The organism is Bradyrhizobium sp. SZCCHNRI20481 (genome assembly GCF_032485055.1).
Classification (GTDB): domain Bacteria; phylum Pseudomonadota; class Alphaproteobacteria; order Rhizobiales; family Xanthobacteraceae; genus Bradyrhizobium.
Genome location: NZ_JAUEUE010000017.1, coordinates 91,727 through 105,499, shown reverse-complemented (window position 1 = coordinate 105,499; position 13,773 = coordinate 91,727). Strand labels below are relative to the sequence as shown.

Sequence of the window (13,773 nt, the reverse complement as noted above, 5' to 3'; positions counted from 1 at the left end):
AATCACCTCCACATTTCCGCGCATCCCGGCCCGCCAAGAGGGACGTTTCGCGATCGTCACGAACGTCGGGCCGGGGATGCGGTGGGCGTGTCGGTCTGCAGCCTGGTCTCACGATCGGGCCGACGAACGGAGCGATGCGACGGCGAAATCGTGTGGTCCTGGCCTCCCGGTGCTGAGGCCAAGTCGGTGGGGATGATCCGCTGGCGACGGGGGCAATCAAGCCGGTCCCCGGGGAGATCACGTATAACCCGTTCAAACCATCGCGCAGGGAGGGCCGGGAAGTCCCAGCCGAACCTGTGGTTCCTGCCCCGTGCATTTTCTCTGCACGGGGGCCATGGGGGCGGCAGGCTCCCGGCCTTCCTTGCGCCTCTTCTTCCACGGAAGGGGACGAACTCAAGCAAAGCCCGGGCGCACTCCGCCGCGGGGATCGCGACGTCATGCCTCGAAGCGGCGACTTCAAGCGAAATCTCTCCGGGTGCGATCACGCCAAGCACGGTGCGCCCCAGTCATGACCTCGACCCTACGCGGCAGGACGACCGGCTGCTGTCAGCGAGCAGATCGCCACACGACGCGGCGGCGGCCTTGCCGCGCGCGCGTCGCCTCAGGCGTCGGCCAGCCCCGGCTTGCCGGCCAGGGTGACGAAGGATTTCGCGGTCGACACGGTGCCGTCAGCGACGCTGATGCGGTCGACGACGCGGTAGTCGGCCTGCCAGCGGGCCGGCGTCACGACATGCCTGATATAGCCGCGCTGGTTGCTGAAGAACTTCAGATGCGGATTGTTGGCGAACAATGTCGGCTCGTTGTCGTAGCGCGCAAAGCCGTCGCCGTCCGACGAGATCGAGGTCGCCAGGAATTCGACGCCGACGCAGGGCGAGGCCGGATCGCGCCAATCCTGCTTCAGCTCGAGCGCGACGCCCTTGTGCAGGTCGCCGGTCAGCACGACGGTGTTGGTGATGCCGGCCTCGCGCAGCATCTGCATGACGCGGTCGCGCGCGGCGCTGGCGCCGTCCCATTTGTCGAGGCTGCACAGCGGCACGTCCGACGACGGCAGCCACGGAAACGAGCGCCAGTCGAGCGGGGCGAACATCACCTGCTGTGCCAGCACCTGCCAGGTTGCGCGGCTGCCGCGCAGACCCTCGGCGAACCACCGCTCCTGCTGCGCGCCCATCATGGTGCGGCTCGGCTCGTCGGCCTCGGGGCAGGCCTTGATGCCGTCGCCGCAGGGCTGCTTCGAGCGGTATTGCCTGGTGTCGAGCACGGCGATGTCGGCGAGCCTGCCAAAGGCGAGGCGGCGAAAAGCGAGGATGTCGGGTCCGCGCGGCAATTGCGCGCGGCGCACCGGCATGTGCTCGTACCAGGCCTGGAAGGCGGCGGCACGCCGGAACAGGAACGCCTCCGGCGGCGTGTCGCGCTTGTCGCGATCGCCGGCCCAATTGTCCATCACCTCGTGATCGTCGAAGCTCGGCAGGAACGGGCAGGCGGCGTGCGCGGCCTGCAGGTCGGGATCGGTCTTGTAGAGCGCATAGCGCTGCCGGTACTCCGGCAGCGTGTAGCAGGTGGCGAAATGCTTCGGCATGGTGCGCGGCAGCGCCACGCCCTTGGACTCGGCGGCGTACGCATTCTCGTAGATGTAGTCGCCATAGTGGAAGACGAAGTCGAGATGGTCCTGCGCGATCGCACGCCACGCCGTGTAGAAGCCGCGGTCCCATTCCTGGCAGCCGGCGGAAGCGAACCGCATCTGCGCGACGTCGGCGCCGGCGGCGGGAAAGGTCCTCGCACGCCCGATCGGGCTCTCCGCCTCCGGCAGGCGGAAGCGATAGAAATAGTCGCGGGCCGGAGCGAGGCCCTCGATCTCGACATGGACGGAGTGCGCCAGCTCGATGCGGGCGATCGCAATGCCGGATTGCACGATGGTCGTCATCGCCGGATCGGTCGCGACCTCCCAGCTCACCTCGCGCGGCAGCGCGATCATGCCGCCACGCGGCTGCAGCGGCTCGGGCGCGAGCCGGGTCCAGATCACGAAGCCGTCGGGGCTGGGATCGCCGGAGGCGACGCCGAGCGTGAACGGGTTGGATTTCAGCGGCGGAGCCTGGGCGAGCGCCGTGCGCGCCAGCGGCGCGCCGAACGTCACCAGCCCGGCCTGCAGTGCGCCGCGCAGCAGGCTGCGCCGGTCCAGGCCGGCCATGTCTCGGAATCGGATCATGCCGGCATCCTACCCGTCGCGGCAGGTCCCTGCATCCGGCGTTCAGCCTCGCGGCGCGGCAGGCCCGATCCGGCCAAGATGGGTGAAGCCGAAGCCGTCGGTGTATTTCAGGCCGTAGCCGACCAGCCGGTCGACGCCGATATGGGCGAGCCAGATGGTGGCGAGCTGGGTCGCCAGCGGCACGCCGAGCGCCAGTCCGACCGCGAGCAGGGCGGTCGGCAGCAGCGTGGCATGCGCGGCGTTGTACACGGCCGCTCCGATCCGGGAGCCGCCGAGATAGCCGGCAAAGCTGAGGTCGGGCCCCAGGAAGAGGGCCGCAAACAGCCACCACGAGTCCCCTCGATGGGCGTAGAAGGCGATTGCCGCGGCCACCAGCACCAGCCCTTCGAGCCGCAACAGCAGGCGGACGCCGCCCCGCACGGCGCCCCGGGCTGCGTCGTCAGCCGGATCGGCAAGGCTTGGTCGAGCGGCCATATCCATGATTCTGCTTCCAATTCCGAACTGTGGGAGGAGGGGCGGCCCGTCCGAAAGCCGCTTTTCGCCTCCGAAATAGCCGTGTTAGAAGGCCGCCAACACTCACGAGATCGGGAATGGGCGGGACGCGCATGAAGGACATCCTGGACACCTTGGAGACGCGGCGCGCCGGCGCGCGGCTCGGCGGCGGCGAGAAGCGCATCGAGGCGCAGCATGCCCGCGGCAAGCTGACGGCCCGCGAGCGGATCGAGCTGCTGCTCGACAAGGGCAGCTTCGAGGAGTTCGACATGTTCGTCGAGCACCGCTCGACCGAGTTCGGGATGGAGAAGACCAAGGTCCCGGGCGACGGCGTCGTCACCGGCTGGGGCACTGTCAACGGCCGCAAGACCTTCGTGTTCGCCAAGGACTTCACCGTGTTCGGCGGCTCGCTGTCCGAGACCCACGCGCTGAAGATCACCAAGCTGCAGGACATGGCGATGAAGGCGCGCGCGCCCATCATCGGCCTCTATGACGCCGGCGGCGCCCGCATCCAGGAGGGCGTCGCGGCGCTCGCGGGCTATTCCTATGTGTTCCGCCGCAACGTGCTGGCCTCCGGCGTGATCCCGCAGATCTCCGTCATCATGGGCCCGTGCGCCGGCGGCGACGTCTATTCGCCGGCCATGACCGACTTCATCTTCATGGTGAAGAACACGAGCTACATGTTCGTGACCGGCCCAGATGTCGTGAAGACCGTCACCAACGAGGTCGTGACCGCGGAAGAGCTCGGCGGCGCCTCGGTGCACGCGACGCGCTCCTCGATCGCCGACGGCGCGTTCGACAACGACGTCGAGACCTTGCTGCAGATGCGCCGGCTGATTGACTTCCTGCCCTCGAACAACACCGACGGCGTGCCGGAATGGCCGAGCTTCGACGACATCGAGCGCGTCGACATGTCGCTCGACACGCTGATCCCGGACAATCCGAACAAGCCCTACGACATGAAGGAGCTGATCCTGAAGGTCGTCGACGAGGGAGACTTCTTCGAGATCGCGGAAGGCTTCGCCAAGAACATCGTCACCGGCTTCGGTCGCATTGCGGGGCGCACCGTCGGCTTCGTCGCCAACCAGCCGATGGTGCTGGCGGGCGTGCTCGACAGCGATGCCTCGCGCAAGGCGGCGCGCTTCGTCCGCTTCTGCGACGCCTTCAACATCCCGATCGTCACCTTCGTCGACGTGCCGGGCTTCCTGCCGGGCACCGCGCAGGAATATGGCGGCCTGATCAAACACGGCGCCAAGCTGTTGTTCGCGTATTCGCAGTGCACGGTGCCGCTGGTCACGATCATCACCCGCAAGGCCTATGGCGGCGCCTTCGACGTCATGGCCTCCAAGGAGATCGGCGCCGATATGAACTACGCCTGGCCGACGGCGCAGATCGCGGTCATGGGCGCCAAGGGCGCGGTCGAGATCATCTTCCGCGCCGACATGGCGGACCCGGAGAAGATCGCCGCGCGCACCAAGGAATACGAGGACCGCTTCCTGTCGCCATTCATCGCCGCCGAGCGCGGCTACATCGACGACGTCATCATGCCGCACTCCACCCGCCGCCGCATCGCCCGTGCGCTGGCGATGCTCCGCGACAAGAAGATGGAGATGCCGGCGAAGAAGCACGACAATCTGCCGCTCTGAGGGGGAGTGACGAAGTGGGAGGGCAGTGCACCGGCGTGTCGCCTTCGTATTTGACGAAGTCCGGCGACCGCAGCGCGCTGCCGCCGGAGCGGCGCGGCAATCTGCGCCGTTTCCGCCCACTGGCGTTAAGCTTACGGCTTAACTAACCTTTAACGATGGGTTTGCGGGAACTGGGCCGCTGGCCTAGCATTTATCGATCGCTGGTGGGTCAGAAGAGTAGGGTCACGTATCATGGCTGTCGGAACATCGGCATATCGGAATTCCAGAGTTCTGGTCGTCTGCGCGGCAGCCGCCGCGCTGATGTTCTCCTCCGAGGCCGCGTCGGCCCAGTCCGGCGCCGCGGTGGCTGCGCCCGTTGCCGCCGGTCAGGCGGGGCCGAGCCAGGTCGTCCCGCCGGCGCTTGGCGCGCGGCCCTTCGTCCGTCACCACCGCGGCTATCGTTCCTATCTGCCGGCCGCCGGCGCTTTCGCCTATGGCGGCCCTGGCGAGCCCGTGCCGCAGCAGATCCCCGAGCACACATCGGCCGACGTGCGCTACACTTATACGTATGACGTCCCGTGGGACTGGGTTCACCGCTATCCGCCGAATGTCGTGCCGTCCGATCGCCCCTATGTGTCGAGCTGTCCGATGCAGACCGTGACGGTACCGGGCCGCCGCGGCGGCGATCACTCCGTCACGATCACGCGCTGCTACTGACGTTTTGAGCCAGCTCAATGCGATCCGTGTGAACAGGCGCTAGATTTTATTGAATACCGACCGGCTTCGCTCGCGCGAGGTCGCGAGGTGACGAGGCCCGGACTCCTAGGCACTCCGGGCCTCGTTGATTTTGATAGTCTCCCGTCATCGCGCGGCGATGATCGAGACGACGGCAAGGTCGCGTTTTTGATCGTGCTCCGTGACGACACCAACACGGACCGGAGGCAACTCGACGCCGTCAGCCATCTTCGTCGTACGTGACGCGGACGCGTGAGAGCTTCGTGCTGGCGCAGGCGGTCGAGGAGTGATCGGCCGGCGGCGCGCACCAAGATCGGCGAAGGTGGCAGAGCCATGGTGGTGTCGCGGGCATGCGCCAGTTCAGCTCACGTTCAGGTGATCGGCCGAATACTCACTTCATGCTCTGGCTCGTGGATCATGGAGGCGTGCGATGGAACGACGGAATTTCCTCAAGCTGGCATTCGGGCTCGGCTGCGCGGCGGCGGCCGGCGCCGTGCTCCGCACCACCGATGCGGTCGCTGCGCCGCTCTCGCCGTTGCCGCTGAACGAAGCGGCGCCTTCAGCAAGGGATCAGCACGTCGAGCGCGCGGTCGGTTCGCAGGATGAGGCCGATCGGCTCGCGCCGGAGCAGGTTCGCTGGGGGCATCACGGTCATCATCACGGACACCATGGTCACGGCCATCATTGGGGCTGGCGCCGGCGGCATTGGGGTTGGCGGCGCCGTCATTGGGGCTGGCATCACCATCATCGGCACTGGCGCCGCCGTTGGCACCGTCGTCACCACTGGTGATGTCGGCACGGCTGCCTCACGACAAGCGCTGCTTCCGTCGCGAGTGGGTTCTTCGGCGCGTTCTGCTCGCCGTCATTGAACAGAGGCAGCAGGCTGACCGGGTACGGGGTAGGGGAAGCCTTCGAGATTGATGCCGTAGGGCTCGCGCGGCGTTGTCCTCTGCGATGCGGTGCTCGCTTTCGCGGCGATTGTCGCGCCCGGCGAAACGGGACATGGAGATTCCAGGAAAGACGGGGATGAGATGGTCGTTCCGTGCCCCGCGTTGGTTTGGGCCGCAAGGCAGGAAGGCGCTGCGATAAAGAGCGCGTGATCGTCAGTCTTCGGCCGGACCGAACAGCGCCGCGAAATGCTTTTCGCCGGCGCGGCTGAAATTCACCACGCGGCTGCCTGGGGTGGCATCGCGCGCCGCCCATTTCAGCTCGGTGAAGCGCTTCATCAACGCTGCGCCAAGCGTGCCCGCGAGATGATGCCGCCGCGCGCTCCAATCGAGACAGGCCTTGCAGACGGGCCGGCGGGGATGCGCCAGCATTTCCGGCGAGATCCGCAGATGCTGCGCCAGGAAATGTTCGCCGTCCTCGGTCAGGACGATCTCCTGCTTGCGCCGGCGCACCAGCTTCTGCCGCGTCATGCTGTCGAGCATCTGCACGCCGAGATCGCCGGCGAGGTGGTCGTAGCAGATGCGCGCGCGCCGCAGCTCCGGCTCCTTTGGTCCGGTGCGCACCCGCATGTGGCCGGCGCGCGCGGCGAGGCCGGCGAGCTTCTCCAGCACGTCGGCGACGTCGGGATCGGCGAGCCGGTAGTAGCGGTGACGGCCCTGCTTCTCCGGCTCGATCAGGCCGCCGCCTTCGAGCTTGGCAAGATGCGAGCTCGCCGTCTGCGGCGTCACGCCGGCCTCCTGGGCGAGCTCGGTCGCGGTCAGCGCGCGGCCCGACAGCAGCGCAGTCAGCATGTTGGCGCGGGCGGGATCGCCGACCAGCGCCGCCACCATCGCAATGTCCGGACCTGATTTCATACTTCGATGCTAGCCGAAGCATTCTCGTCGGGCAAGCGGATAGTGTCGATGATACAGAACTCACCGGAGGTTGTCATGACCATCACCGTCTTCATCCGCTATCGCATCGATCCGTTCAAGCGCGACGTGTTCGAGGCCTACGCGAAGCGCTGGCTGTTGATTATTCCCCGCTGCGGCGGCGACCTGATCGGCTATTTCATGCCTCATGAAGGCACCAACGACATCGCCTACGGCCTGATTTCATTCGACAGTCTCGCGGCTTACGAGCGCTATCGCGCGACCTTGCGCGGCGATGCCGAGGGCCGGGCGAACTTCGCGCTGGCCGAGGAGCACAAGCTCATTCTGGGCGAAGAGCGAACATTCTTGCGCAATGTCGTGGCGGCGCAATGATCGCGGCTCTATGCTGCCACACAACGCGACGATGCATGGGAGGATGACATGACGGCGACCAACACGGCGGACAAGCGCGCAGCCTTTCGCAAGTTGCACGAGGCCGGCTGCTTCGTGCTGCCGAACCCGTTCGACGTCGGCACGGCCAAAATGCTGCAGCATCTCGGCTTCAACGCGATCGCCTCCACCAGCGCCGGGTTCGCGTGGTCGATTGGCAAGGCGGACACCAAGGTCGAACTGGATGAGGTGCTCGCCCATTTGAAATCGCTCAGCGCCGCCGTCGACATTCCCGTGAATGCCGATTTCGAGGGCGGCTTCGCCGATGCGCCGGAGGGTGTGGCGGCCAACGTCACGCGCGCGGTCGCGACCGGCGTCGCCGGTCTGTCGATCGAGGACTCCACGGGCGACAAGGATGATCCGCTCTATGAGCGCGCGCTCGCCATAGCGCGTATCCGCGCGGCCCGGCAGGCCATCGATGCGACCGGCGCCGACGTGCTGTTGACCGGCCGCTGCGAGGCGTTTCTCTGGGGCAAGCCCGACCTCAAGCTCGTGACCGACCGCCTCACAGCCTATGCCGAAGCGGGCGCGGATTGTCTCTACGCGCCCGGGATCAAGTCGATCGAGGAGATCACTGCGGTCGTGAAAGCCGTGGCGCCCAAGCCGGTCAACCTTCTGATCGGCGCTTCCGGCCTGTCGTTGGGGCAAGCCACTGAGCTCGGCGTGCGCCGCATCAGCGTCGGCGGTTCGCTGGCCCGGATGGCCTGGGCCGGCTTCATCCGGGCGGCCAAGGAGATGGCCGAGCAGGGCACCTTCACCGAACTGGCCAACGGCTATCCCGGCGGCGAGCTGAACAGGATTTTCGGTTGAGATCAGGCTGCGCGCCCGGCCTCCCGCAGATCCCGATCTCATCCGCCTGTAGAAAAGCCGCGGACTCTGCCGCGGCTTTTCAGTCTGAGTTCGCGGAAATCGCTTAGTAGCGATCCGTCCCGATGCCGACGCTCACGCCCGGAGCGCGGAAGCCGATGCCGCCGCGGTCTTCATAGCCGCGCCGCTCGATGTAGCGCTCGCGCGGAGCGTACGCGTAAGAATCGCGATCTTCGCCTTGAATGATGACGCGGCGCTCACTGCGCTCGCGCCAACAGCGGCCTTCCTCGTTACAGACCATCCGGACGTTCTGGATGTCGCGTTGCGGGACCGCCGAGGCTGCGGGAGAGATCGGTGCCGCCGAAGCGGCGGTCACGGCCAGCGTGCTTGCCGCGGCTGCGATAGCTATGGAGAGAGCTTTCATTACGTATCTCCTGGGTGAGAGTGTCAATGAGCCAATCGGTTCGCGCTGCTATGGTTCCACGGCGGCCCTCGCACACTTCGCGTAATTTGTTGGAGGGCTCGCCAAAAAAGCGGCGGCGGATGATTGCTCACCCGCCGCCCAGGAGTGAGACCGCTGATTGCCGTCCGCGAGACTACTTGACGGCGTTGGGCTTGTCGCTCGGGGCCGCCGGCGGCGGTGTGGTGCGATCTCCCGCGGCGCCGGTCGTCACGCCGGTCGAGGTGTTATCTTTGGTGGTCGAGGCCGATTGCGAAGCCGGTGTGGTGCTCGCCTGGTCGTTGCGCATCGACATGTTGTTCAGGCCGTAGAACACCGCGCCGAGCAGGATCGCGATGCCCAGGGCATAGGCCGCGATGCGGCCCGTCGAGCTGGAGGCGTTCGTCGGCTCGAGATCGGGCTGCAGCCGGTTGTCCACTGGCGGCGTGCGCTCATAATCTGTTCCCGTCATTCCAGCCCCAGTGATGTCGGGACGTGTGGACATGTCGGGACGGTTCATGCCGTCGGGATAACGTTCGTTGGGAAGCCGTTCGTTGGCCATCTCATCCTCCTGGTGATTGTCACCTGACAACCAGGGCGGCTCCGGGCCGTTCCGCGAAACCTGCGCGAATCCCAATTTGTATCGTTGCACGGCGCGCTAAGGTTCCTCGCGAGCATTGCGATTCTCGTTCTATTGGAACTTCTGGAGCTCACCTCATGTGGAACCTGCCGCCCGGTGACAGCGTGTTGCATCTGTTGACCTGGGTGGCGCTGGCGGCGCAGGCGATGACGGCTGCGCTGGCGGCGGGACGCCGCAGCATGGACTGGATGGGCGTCTGCTTGTTGGGGGCGATCACCGCGCTCGGCGGCGGCACCTTGCGCGACGTGCTGCTCGGCCACTATCCGCTTGCCTGGGTCGAGCGGCCGTCCTTGCTGCTGCTGACCGTGCTGGCGCCGTTCGTGACGATCGCGATGGCGCGCCTGGTTCACAGGCTGACCATGGCGTTCCTCGTTCTCGATGCGGTCGGCCTCGTCGTGTTCACGATGACGGGCTGCGACATCGCCTGGCAGATGAACGTGCCGATCGGCATCGTCATCGTCGCTGGGATGATCACGGGCTGCGCCGGCGGCGTGCTGCGCGACATCCTGTGCAATGACGTGCCATTGCTGTTTCGCGCCGAGCTCTACGCCAGCGTGTCCCTCGTCACGGGCCTGGTCTATGCGACCGGCTTGTCGCTCGGCATCGCCAGCGGATGGTGGACGGCGCTGACCTTCGCGCTCGGACTGTCGTTCCGGCTGCTCGCGATCCGCTACAAATGGAACATGCCGCGCTTCGTATTTGCGGGCGACGATCGGGGATGAACGGCGGCGGTCTTGTCGCATCGCACAATTCGTTTGGTGCCGGAATCGCGCCGGCCACAACGCTTCAGTAACCGTCCGCCGAGCCGCCAAAGCCATGGCACGCATCATCCCATTTCGCGGCGGCGGGGGTTTTCGACACAAACCGCAAAAGCCGCGGCCGGCTCCCGCCACGAAATTGCGATTTCGGTTGGCTGCCCTGCGCAAACGAGATTTGTGATGCGCATTCTTCAAAAGCAGACATAAATGATTGGCAGAACGCGCGCTTCCGCCGGCCGGCGGCAGCCGCGCACCCCGGTAAAGCACGGCAAGAGGGCGGAATGGGACTCAACGAGAGCGAGATCAATCTCGACCAGAAATACACCGCAAGCTCCGGCCACATCTTCCTGACCGGCATCCAGGCGCTGGTGCGGCTGCCGATGGCCCAGATCCGGCGCGACCGCGCCGCCGGCCTCAACACCGCCGGCTTCATCTCCGGCTATCGCGGCTCGCCGCTCGGCGGCTACGACCAGCAGCTGTTCTCCGCCCGCAAGCATCTCGAGCAGTACAACATCAAGTTCCAGCCCGGCGTGAACGAGGACCTCGCGGCGACCGCGATCTGGGGTTCGCAGCAGCTCGCACTGTCGCCCGGCGGCAGGTATGACGGCGTCGTCGGCATCTGGTACGGCAAGGGCCCCGGCGTCGACCGCTGCGGCGACGTGTTTCGCCACGGCAATGCGGCCGGCTCCGCCAAGAACGGCGGCGTGCTGTGTCTGGCCGGCGACGACCACGGCGCCAAATCCTCCACCGTGCCGCACCAGTCCGACCATGCCTTCATCTCGGCGCTGATGCCCTATCTCTACCCGTCCTCGATCCACGAGATGATCGAGATGGGCCTGCTCGGCATCGCGATGTCGCGCTATTCCGGCTGCTGGGTCGGCATGAAGGTGATCACCGAGACGGTGGAGACCACCGCCGAGATCAACCTCAACGACGAGATGACGCCGTTCGTCATTCCCTCCGATTTCGAGATGCCGCCGGGTGGTCTCAATCTGCGCTGGCCCGACGATCGCTTCGACCAGGACCGCCGGCTGCAGGACTACAAGGGCTTTGCCGCGATCGCCTTTGCCCGCGCCAACAAGGTCAACCGCATCACGATGGACTCACCGAATGCCCGCTACGGCATCATGGCGTCCGGCAAGAGCTATGAGGACATCCGTCAGGCGCTGCGCGAGCTCGGCATCACCGAGGAGGTCGCGGCCAAGATCGGCTTGCGGCTCTACAAGATCGGCATGCCCTGGCCGCTGGAGCCGGAAGGCGTGCGGCAGTTCGCGGTCGGCCTCGAGGAGATCTTCATCATCGAGGAGCGCCGCGAGATCGTCGAGAACCAGGTCAAGCAGGAGCTGTTCAACTGGCGCGACGACGTCCGCCCGCGCATCGTTGGCAAGATGGACGAGCACGACAAGCGCTTCCTGCCGTTCGCCACCGAGCTCTCCGTCGCCTCGCTCGCGAGCTCATTGACGGAGCGTCTTCTCCGCCTCGACCTCAATCCCGAGATCAAGGCGATGCTGCGCGCCAAGGCCGACTGGTTCAACGGCCGCGACGCCTCGCAGATGCAGCTGATCTCGCCGGTGGCGCGCACCCCGTATTTCTGCTCGGGCTGTCCGCACAACACCTCGACCAAGGTGCCCGAGGGCAGCCGCGCGCTCGCCGGCATCGGCTGCCACTTCATGTCGTTGTGGATGAACCGCAACACCGAGACCTTCACCCATATGGGCGGCGAGGGCGTGCCTTGGGTCGGCATCGCACCGTTCACCGACGAGAAGCACATCTTCGCCAATCTCGGCGACGGCACCTATTTCCATTCCGGCAGCCTCGCGATCCGCCAGTCGATCGCCTCCAAGGCCAACATCACCTACAAGATCCTCTACAACGACGCGGTCGCGATGACCGGCGGCCAGCGCCATGACGGCGATTTGTCGCCGCAGCAGATCACCTTCCAGCTCCATGCCGAGGGCATCCGCGAGATCTATCTGGTCTCGGAAAATCCCGACGCCTATCCTGCCGACAGCATCGCGCCCGGCGTCAAGCTGGCGCATCGCGACGAGCTCGAGAACGTCATGAAGACGCTGCGCGAGACCAAGGGCGCCTCGGCCATCGTGTTCGTGCAGACCTGCGCCGCCGAGAAGCGCCGCCGCCGCAAGCGCGGCACGATGGAGGATCCGCAGCGCCGCGTCTTCATCAATCCGGCCGTCTGCGAGGGCTGCGGCGACTGCTCGGTGCAGTCGAACTGCATCTCGGTCGAGCCGCTGGAGACCGAGCTCGGGCGCAAGCGCGTCATCAACCAGTCCTCCTGCAACAAGGACTATTCCTGCGTGAAGGGCTTCTGCCCGTCCTTCGTCACGATCGACGGCGGCAAGCCGCGCAGCCGCGCCCCAGCCGAACTCGGCGACATCGGCGTGATGCCGGAGCCCCTGACCAAGCCGTCGCTGGAGCGGCCCTACAACGTCGCGGTCGGCGGCGTCGGCGGCACCGGCGTGCTGACGATCGGCGCGCTGCTCGGCATGGCCGCCCATATCGAGGGCAAGGCCTCGATGATCCTCGACATGTCCGGCCTCGCGCAGAAGGGCGGCGCGGTGCTCAGCCACGTGCGCCTGTCGGAGAACACCGCCGACGTGACCTGCTCGCGCATCGTCACGGGGACTGCCGACCTCGTCATCGCCGCCGACGAGGTGGTGGCGGGTGCCAAGGAGACGATCACGCTGTGCGATGCGGAGCGCACCCATGGCGTCATCAACAGCCATCTGATCCCGACCGCCGATTTCGTGCTCAACCGCGACTTCAATTTCCAGAACCGCAAGGTGACGAGCCTGCTGGAAACGGCGCTGCACAAGGACTCGACCTTCCTCGATTTCACCAAGCCGGCCGAGGCGCTGCTTGGCGACAGCATCGCCACCAACATGATGATGATGGGCTACGCCTATCAGAAGGGCCTTCTGCCGCTGTCGGCGGAGGCGATCGAGAAGGCGATCGCGATCAACGGCGTCGCGATCAAGATGAACACCGAGGCGTTCCGGCTCGGCCGCCTCGCGGTGGTCAACCCGGAGCGGCTCGCCGACATGATGACCGGCAAGGACGAGGCGGTGCCGCCGAAGTCGCTGGAGGCGATGACGCTCGACGAGATCATCGCCCATCGCATGGCCTTGCTCACCGGCTATCAGAATGCGCGGCTCGCCAAGCGCTACCGCAAGCTGGTCGATCAGGTGCGAGAGGCCGCCGACAAGGGCGGGTACGGCGAGGCGCTGCCGCGCGCAGTGGCGATCAATTATGCCAAGCTGCTCGCCTACAAGGACGAGTACGAGGTGGCGCGGTTGTTCTCCGACGGCACGTTCGAGAAGCAGCTCCATGACGCGTTCGAGGGCGACTACAAGATCAGCTTCAACCTCGCGCCGCCCATCCTCAATTCCGGCCTCGATCCGCAAGGGAGGCCGAAGAAGCGCAGCTTTGGGCCGGGCACGATGAAGATGTTCCGCCTGCTGGCGAGGCTGAAGGGTCTGCGCGGCACACCGCTGGACGTCTTCGGCTACGCGGCCGAGCGCAAGATGGAGCGCGACCTGATCGCCGGTTACGAGAAGGACGTCGCGACCGTTCTCAGCCTGCTGTCGCCCGCCAATGCAGAGATCGCCGTCGAGCTGCTGTCGCTGCCCGATCGCATCCGCGGCTACGGTCCCGTGAAGGAGAAGGCGGTGAACGACGCGAAAGCGCGCTACGCCCAGCTCGCCGCCGACCTTGCCAATCCGCCGCCAGCCCCGCGACAGATGGCGGCGGAGTAGGGCGCTACGAGCCAAGTTCGTAGGGTGGGCAAAGCGCAGCGTGCCCACCATC

The 13,773-nt window shown here is 66.3% G+C and carries 12 protein-coding genes and 1 pseudogene; 7 read left to right on the top strand and 6 right to left on the bottom strand.

The features are described 5' to 3' along the window. Positions 1-601: 601 nt before the first annotated feature. Both QX132_RS25875 and QX132_RS25870 read right to left on the bottom strand, forming a co-directional pair. The gene (locus tag QX132_RS25875; RefSeq protein ID WP_315780848.1) at positions 602-2,203 is read right to left on the bottom strand and encodes an alkaline phosphatase D family protein; all 1,602 of its coding nucleotides are present in this window, start codon (positions 2,201-2,203) and stop codon (positions 602-604) included. A gap of 42 nt (positions 2,204-2,245) precedes the next feature. Beyond that, positions 2,246-2,683 (bottom strand): DUF4260 domain-containing protein, encoded by a 438-nt coding sequence (locus tag QX132_RS25870; protein ID WP_315780850.1) that lies wholly within the window; start codon positions 2,681-2,683, stop codon positions 2,246-2,248. A 125-nt stretch (positions 2,684-2,808) separates the two neighbouring features. On the opposite strand from QX132_RS25870, the gene QX132_RS25865 reads away from it, so the two are divergent. The 3 genes from QX132_RS25865 to QX132_RS25855 all read left to right on the top strand — a co-directional run bounded on the left by QX132_RS25865 (position 2,809) and on the right by QX132_RS25855 (position 5,845). After that, the gene (locus QX132_RS25865; protein WP_315776609.1) at positions 2,809-4,341 is read left to right on the top strand and encodes an acyl-CoA carboxylase subunit beta; all 1,533 of its coding nucleotides are present in this window, start codon (positions 2,809-2,811) and stop codon (positions 4,339-4,341) included. Between the two features lie 231 nt (positions 4,342-4,572). After that, complete coding sequence (locus QX132_RS25860) at positions 4,573-5,037, top strand: hypothetical protein (protein WP_315780852.1); 465 nt, start codon at positions 4,573-4,575, stop codon at positions 5,035-5,037. A 448-nt stretch (positions 5,038-5,485) separates the two neighbouring features. Further along, positions 5,486-5,845, top strand: coding sequence for a twin-arginine translocation signal domain-containing protein (locus tag QX132_RS25855; protein ID WP_315780855.1), 360 nt, complete (start codon positions 5,486-5,488; stop codon positions 5,843-5,845). A gap of 62 nt (positions 5,846-5,907) precedes the next feature. Here the strand turns inward: QX132_RS25855 and QX132_RS25850 are convergent. Together QX132_RS25850 and QX132_RS25845 are read right to left on the bottom strand one after the other, a co-directional pair. Next, positions 5,908-6,034, bottom strand: a pseudogene (locus tag QX132_RS25850) (alpha/beta hydrolase); the annotation flags it as partial. A gap of 124 nt (positions 6,035-6,158) precedes the next feature. Further along, positions 6,159-6,857, bottom strand: a complete 699-nt coding sequence (locus QX132_RS25845) for a winged helix-turn-helix domain-containing protein (RefSeq protein WP_315737631.1) — start codon at positions 6,855-6,857, stop codon at positions 6,159-6,161. 75 nt (positions 6,858-6,932) lie between these two features. On the opposite strand from QX132_RS25845, the gene QX132_RS25840 reads away from it, so the two are divergent. Continuing rightward, on the top strand, positions 6,933-7,247 hold the full coding sequence (locus QX132_RS25840) for an NIPSNAP family protein (protein ID WP_315780857.1): 315 nt from the start codon (positions 6,933-6,935) through the stop codon (positions 7,245-7,247). Between the two features lie 48 nt (positions 7,248-7,295). Beyond that, positions 7,296-8,114: an isocitrate lyase/phosphoenolpyruvate mutase family protein gene (locus tag QX132_RS25835; protein ID WP_316163220.1), complete on the top strand. Its 819-nt coding sequence runs from the start codon at positions 7,296-7,298 to the stop codon at positions 8,112-8,114. Positions 8,115-8,217: 103 nt separating this feature from the next. On the opposite strand, the gene QX132_RS25830 is transcribed toward QX132_RS25835, so the two are convergent. Together QX132_RS25830 and QX132_RS25825 are read right to left on the bottom strand one after the other, a co-directional pair. Beyond that, positions 8,218-8,535 (bottom strand): hypothetical protein, encoded by a 318-nt coding sequence (locus tag QX132_RS25830; protein ID WP_315714522.1) that lies wholly within the window; start codon positions 8,533-8,535, stop codon positions 8,218-8,220. Positions 8,536-8,707: 172 nt separating this feature from the next. Beyond that, positions 8,708-9,112, bottom strand: a complete 405-nt coding sequence (locus QX132_RS25825) for a hypothetical protein (RefSeq protein ID WP_316163219.1) — start codon at positions 9,110-9,112, stop codon at positions 8,708-8,710. Between the two features lie 155 nt (positions 9,113-9,267). On the opposite strand from QX132_RS25825, the gene QX132_RS25820 reads away from it, so the two are divergent. Continuing rightward, a complete protein-coding gene (locus QX132_RS25820) occupies positions 9,268-9,912 on the top strand; it encodes a trimeric intracellular cation channel family protein (RefSeq protein WP_315737635.1) in 645 nt (214 codons plus the stop codon). Between the two features lie 317 nt (positions 9,913-10,229). Next, a complete protein-coding gene (locus QX132_RS25815) occupies positions 10,230-13,721 on the top strand; it encodes an indolepyruvate ferredoxin oxidoreductase family protein (RefSeq protein WP_316163218.1) in 3,492 nt (1,163 codons plus the stop codon). Positions 13,722-13,773 lie beyond the last annotated feature (52 nt).

Excerpts from the sequence above, each read along its gene's own strand:
- QX132_RS25875 (WP_315780848.1), bottom strand. The coding sequence starts at position 2,203 with ATGATCCGATTCCGAGACATGGCCGGCCTGGACCGGCGCAGCCTGCTG.
- QX132_RS25870 (WP_315780850.1), bottom strand. The coding sequence starts at position 2,683 with ATGGATATGGCCGCTCGACCAAGCCTTGCCGATCCGGCTGACGACGCA.
- QX132_RS25865 (WP_315776609.1), top strand. The coding sequence starts at position 2,809 with ATGAAGGACATCCTGGACACCTTGGAGACGCGGCGCGCCGGCGCGCGG.
- QX132_RS25860 (WP_315780852.1), top strand. The coding sequence starts at position 4,573 with ATGGCTGTCGGAACATCGGCATATCGGAATTCCAGAGTTCTGGTCGTC.
- QX132_RS25855 (WP_315780855.1), top strand. The coding sequence starts at position 5,486 with ATGGAACGACGGAATTTCCTCAAGCTGGCATTCGGGCTCGGCTGCGCG.
- QX132_RS25845 (WP_315737631.1), bottom strand. The coding sequence starts at position 6,857 with ATGAAATCAGGTCCGGACATTGCGATGGTGGCGGCGCTGGTCGGCGAT.
- QX132_RS25840 (WP_315780857.1), top strand. The coding sequence starts at position 6,933 with ATGACCATCACCGTCTTCATCCGCTATCGCATCGATCCGTTCAAGCGC.
- QX132_RS25835 (WP_316163220.1), top strand. The coding sequence starts at position 7,296 with ATGACGGCGACCAACACGGCGGACAAGCGCGCAGCCTTTCGCAAGTTG.
- QX132_RS25830 (WP_315714522.1), bottom strand. The coding sequence starts at position 8,535 with ATGAAAGCTCTCTCCATAGCTATCGCAGCCGCGGCAAGCACGCTGGCC.
- QX132_RS25825 (WP_316163219.1), bottom strand. The coding sequence starts at position 9,112 with ATGGCCAACGAACGGCTTCCCAACGAACGTTATCCCGACGGCATGAAC.
- QX132_RS25820 (WP_315737635.1), top strand. The coding sequence starts at position 9,268 with ATGTGGAACCTGCCGCCCGGTGACAGCGTGTTGCATCTGTTGACCTGG.
- QX132_RS25815 (WP_316163218.1), top strand. The coding sequence starts at position 10,230 with ATGGGACTCAACGAGAGCGAGATCAATCTCGACCAGAAATACACCGCA.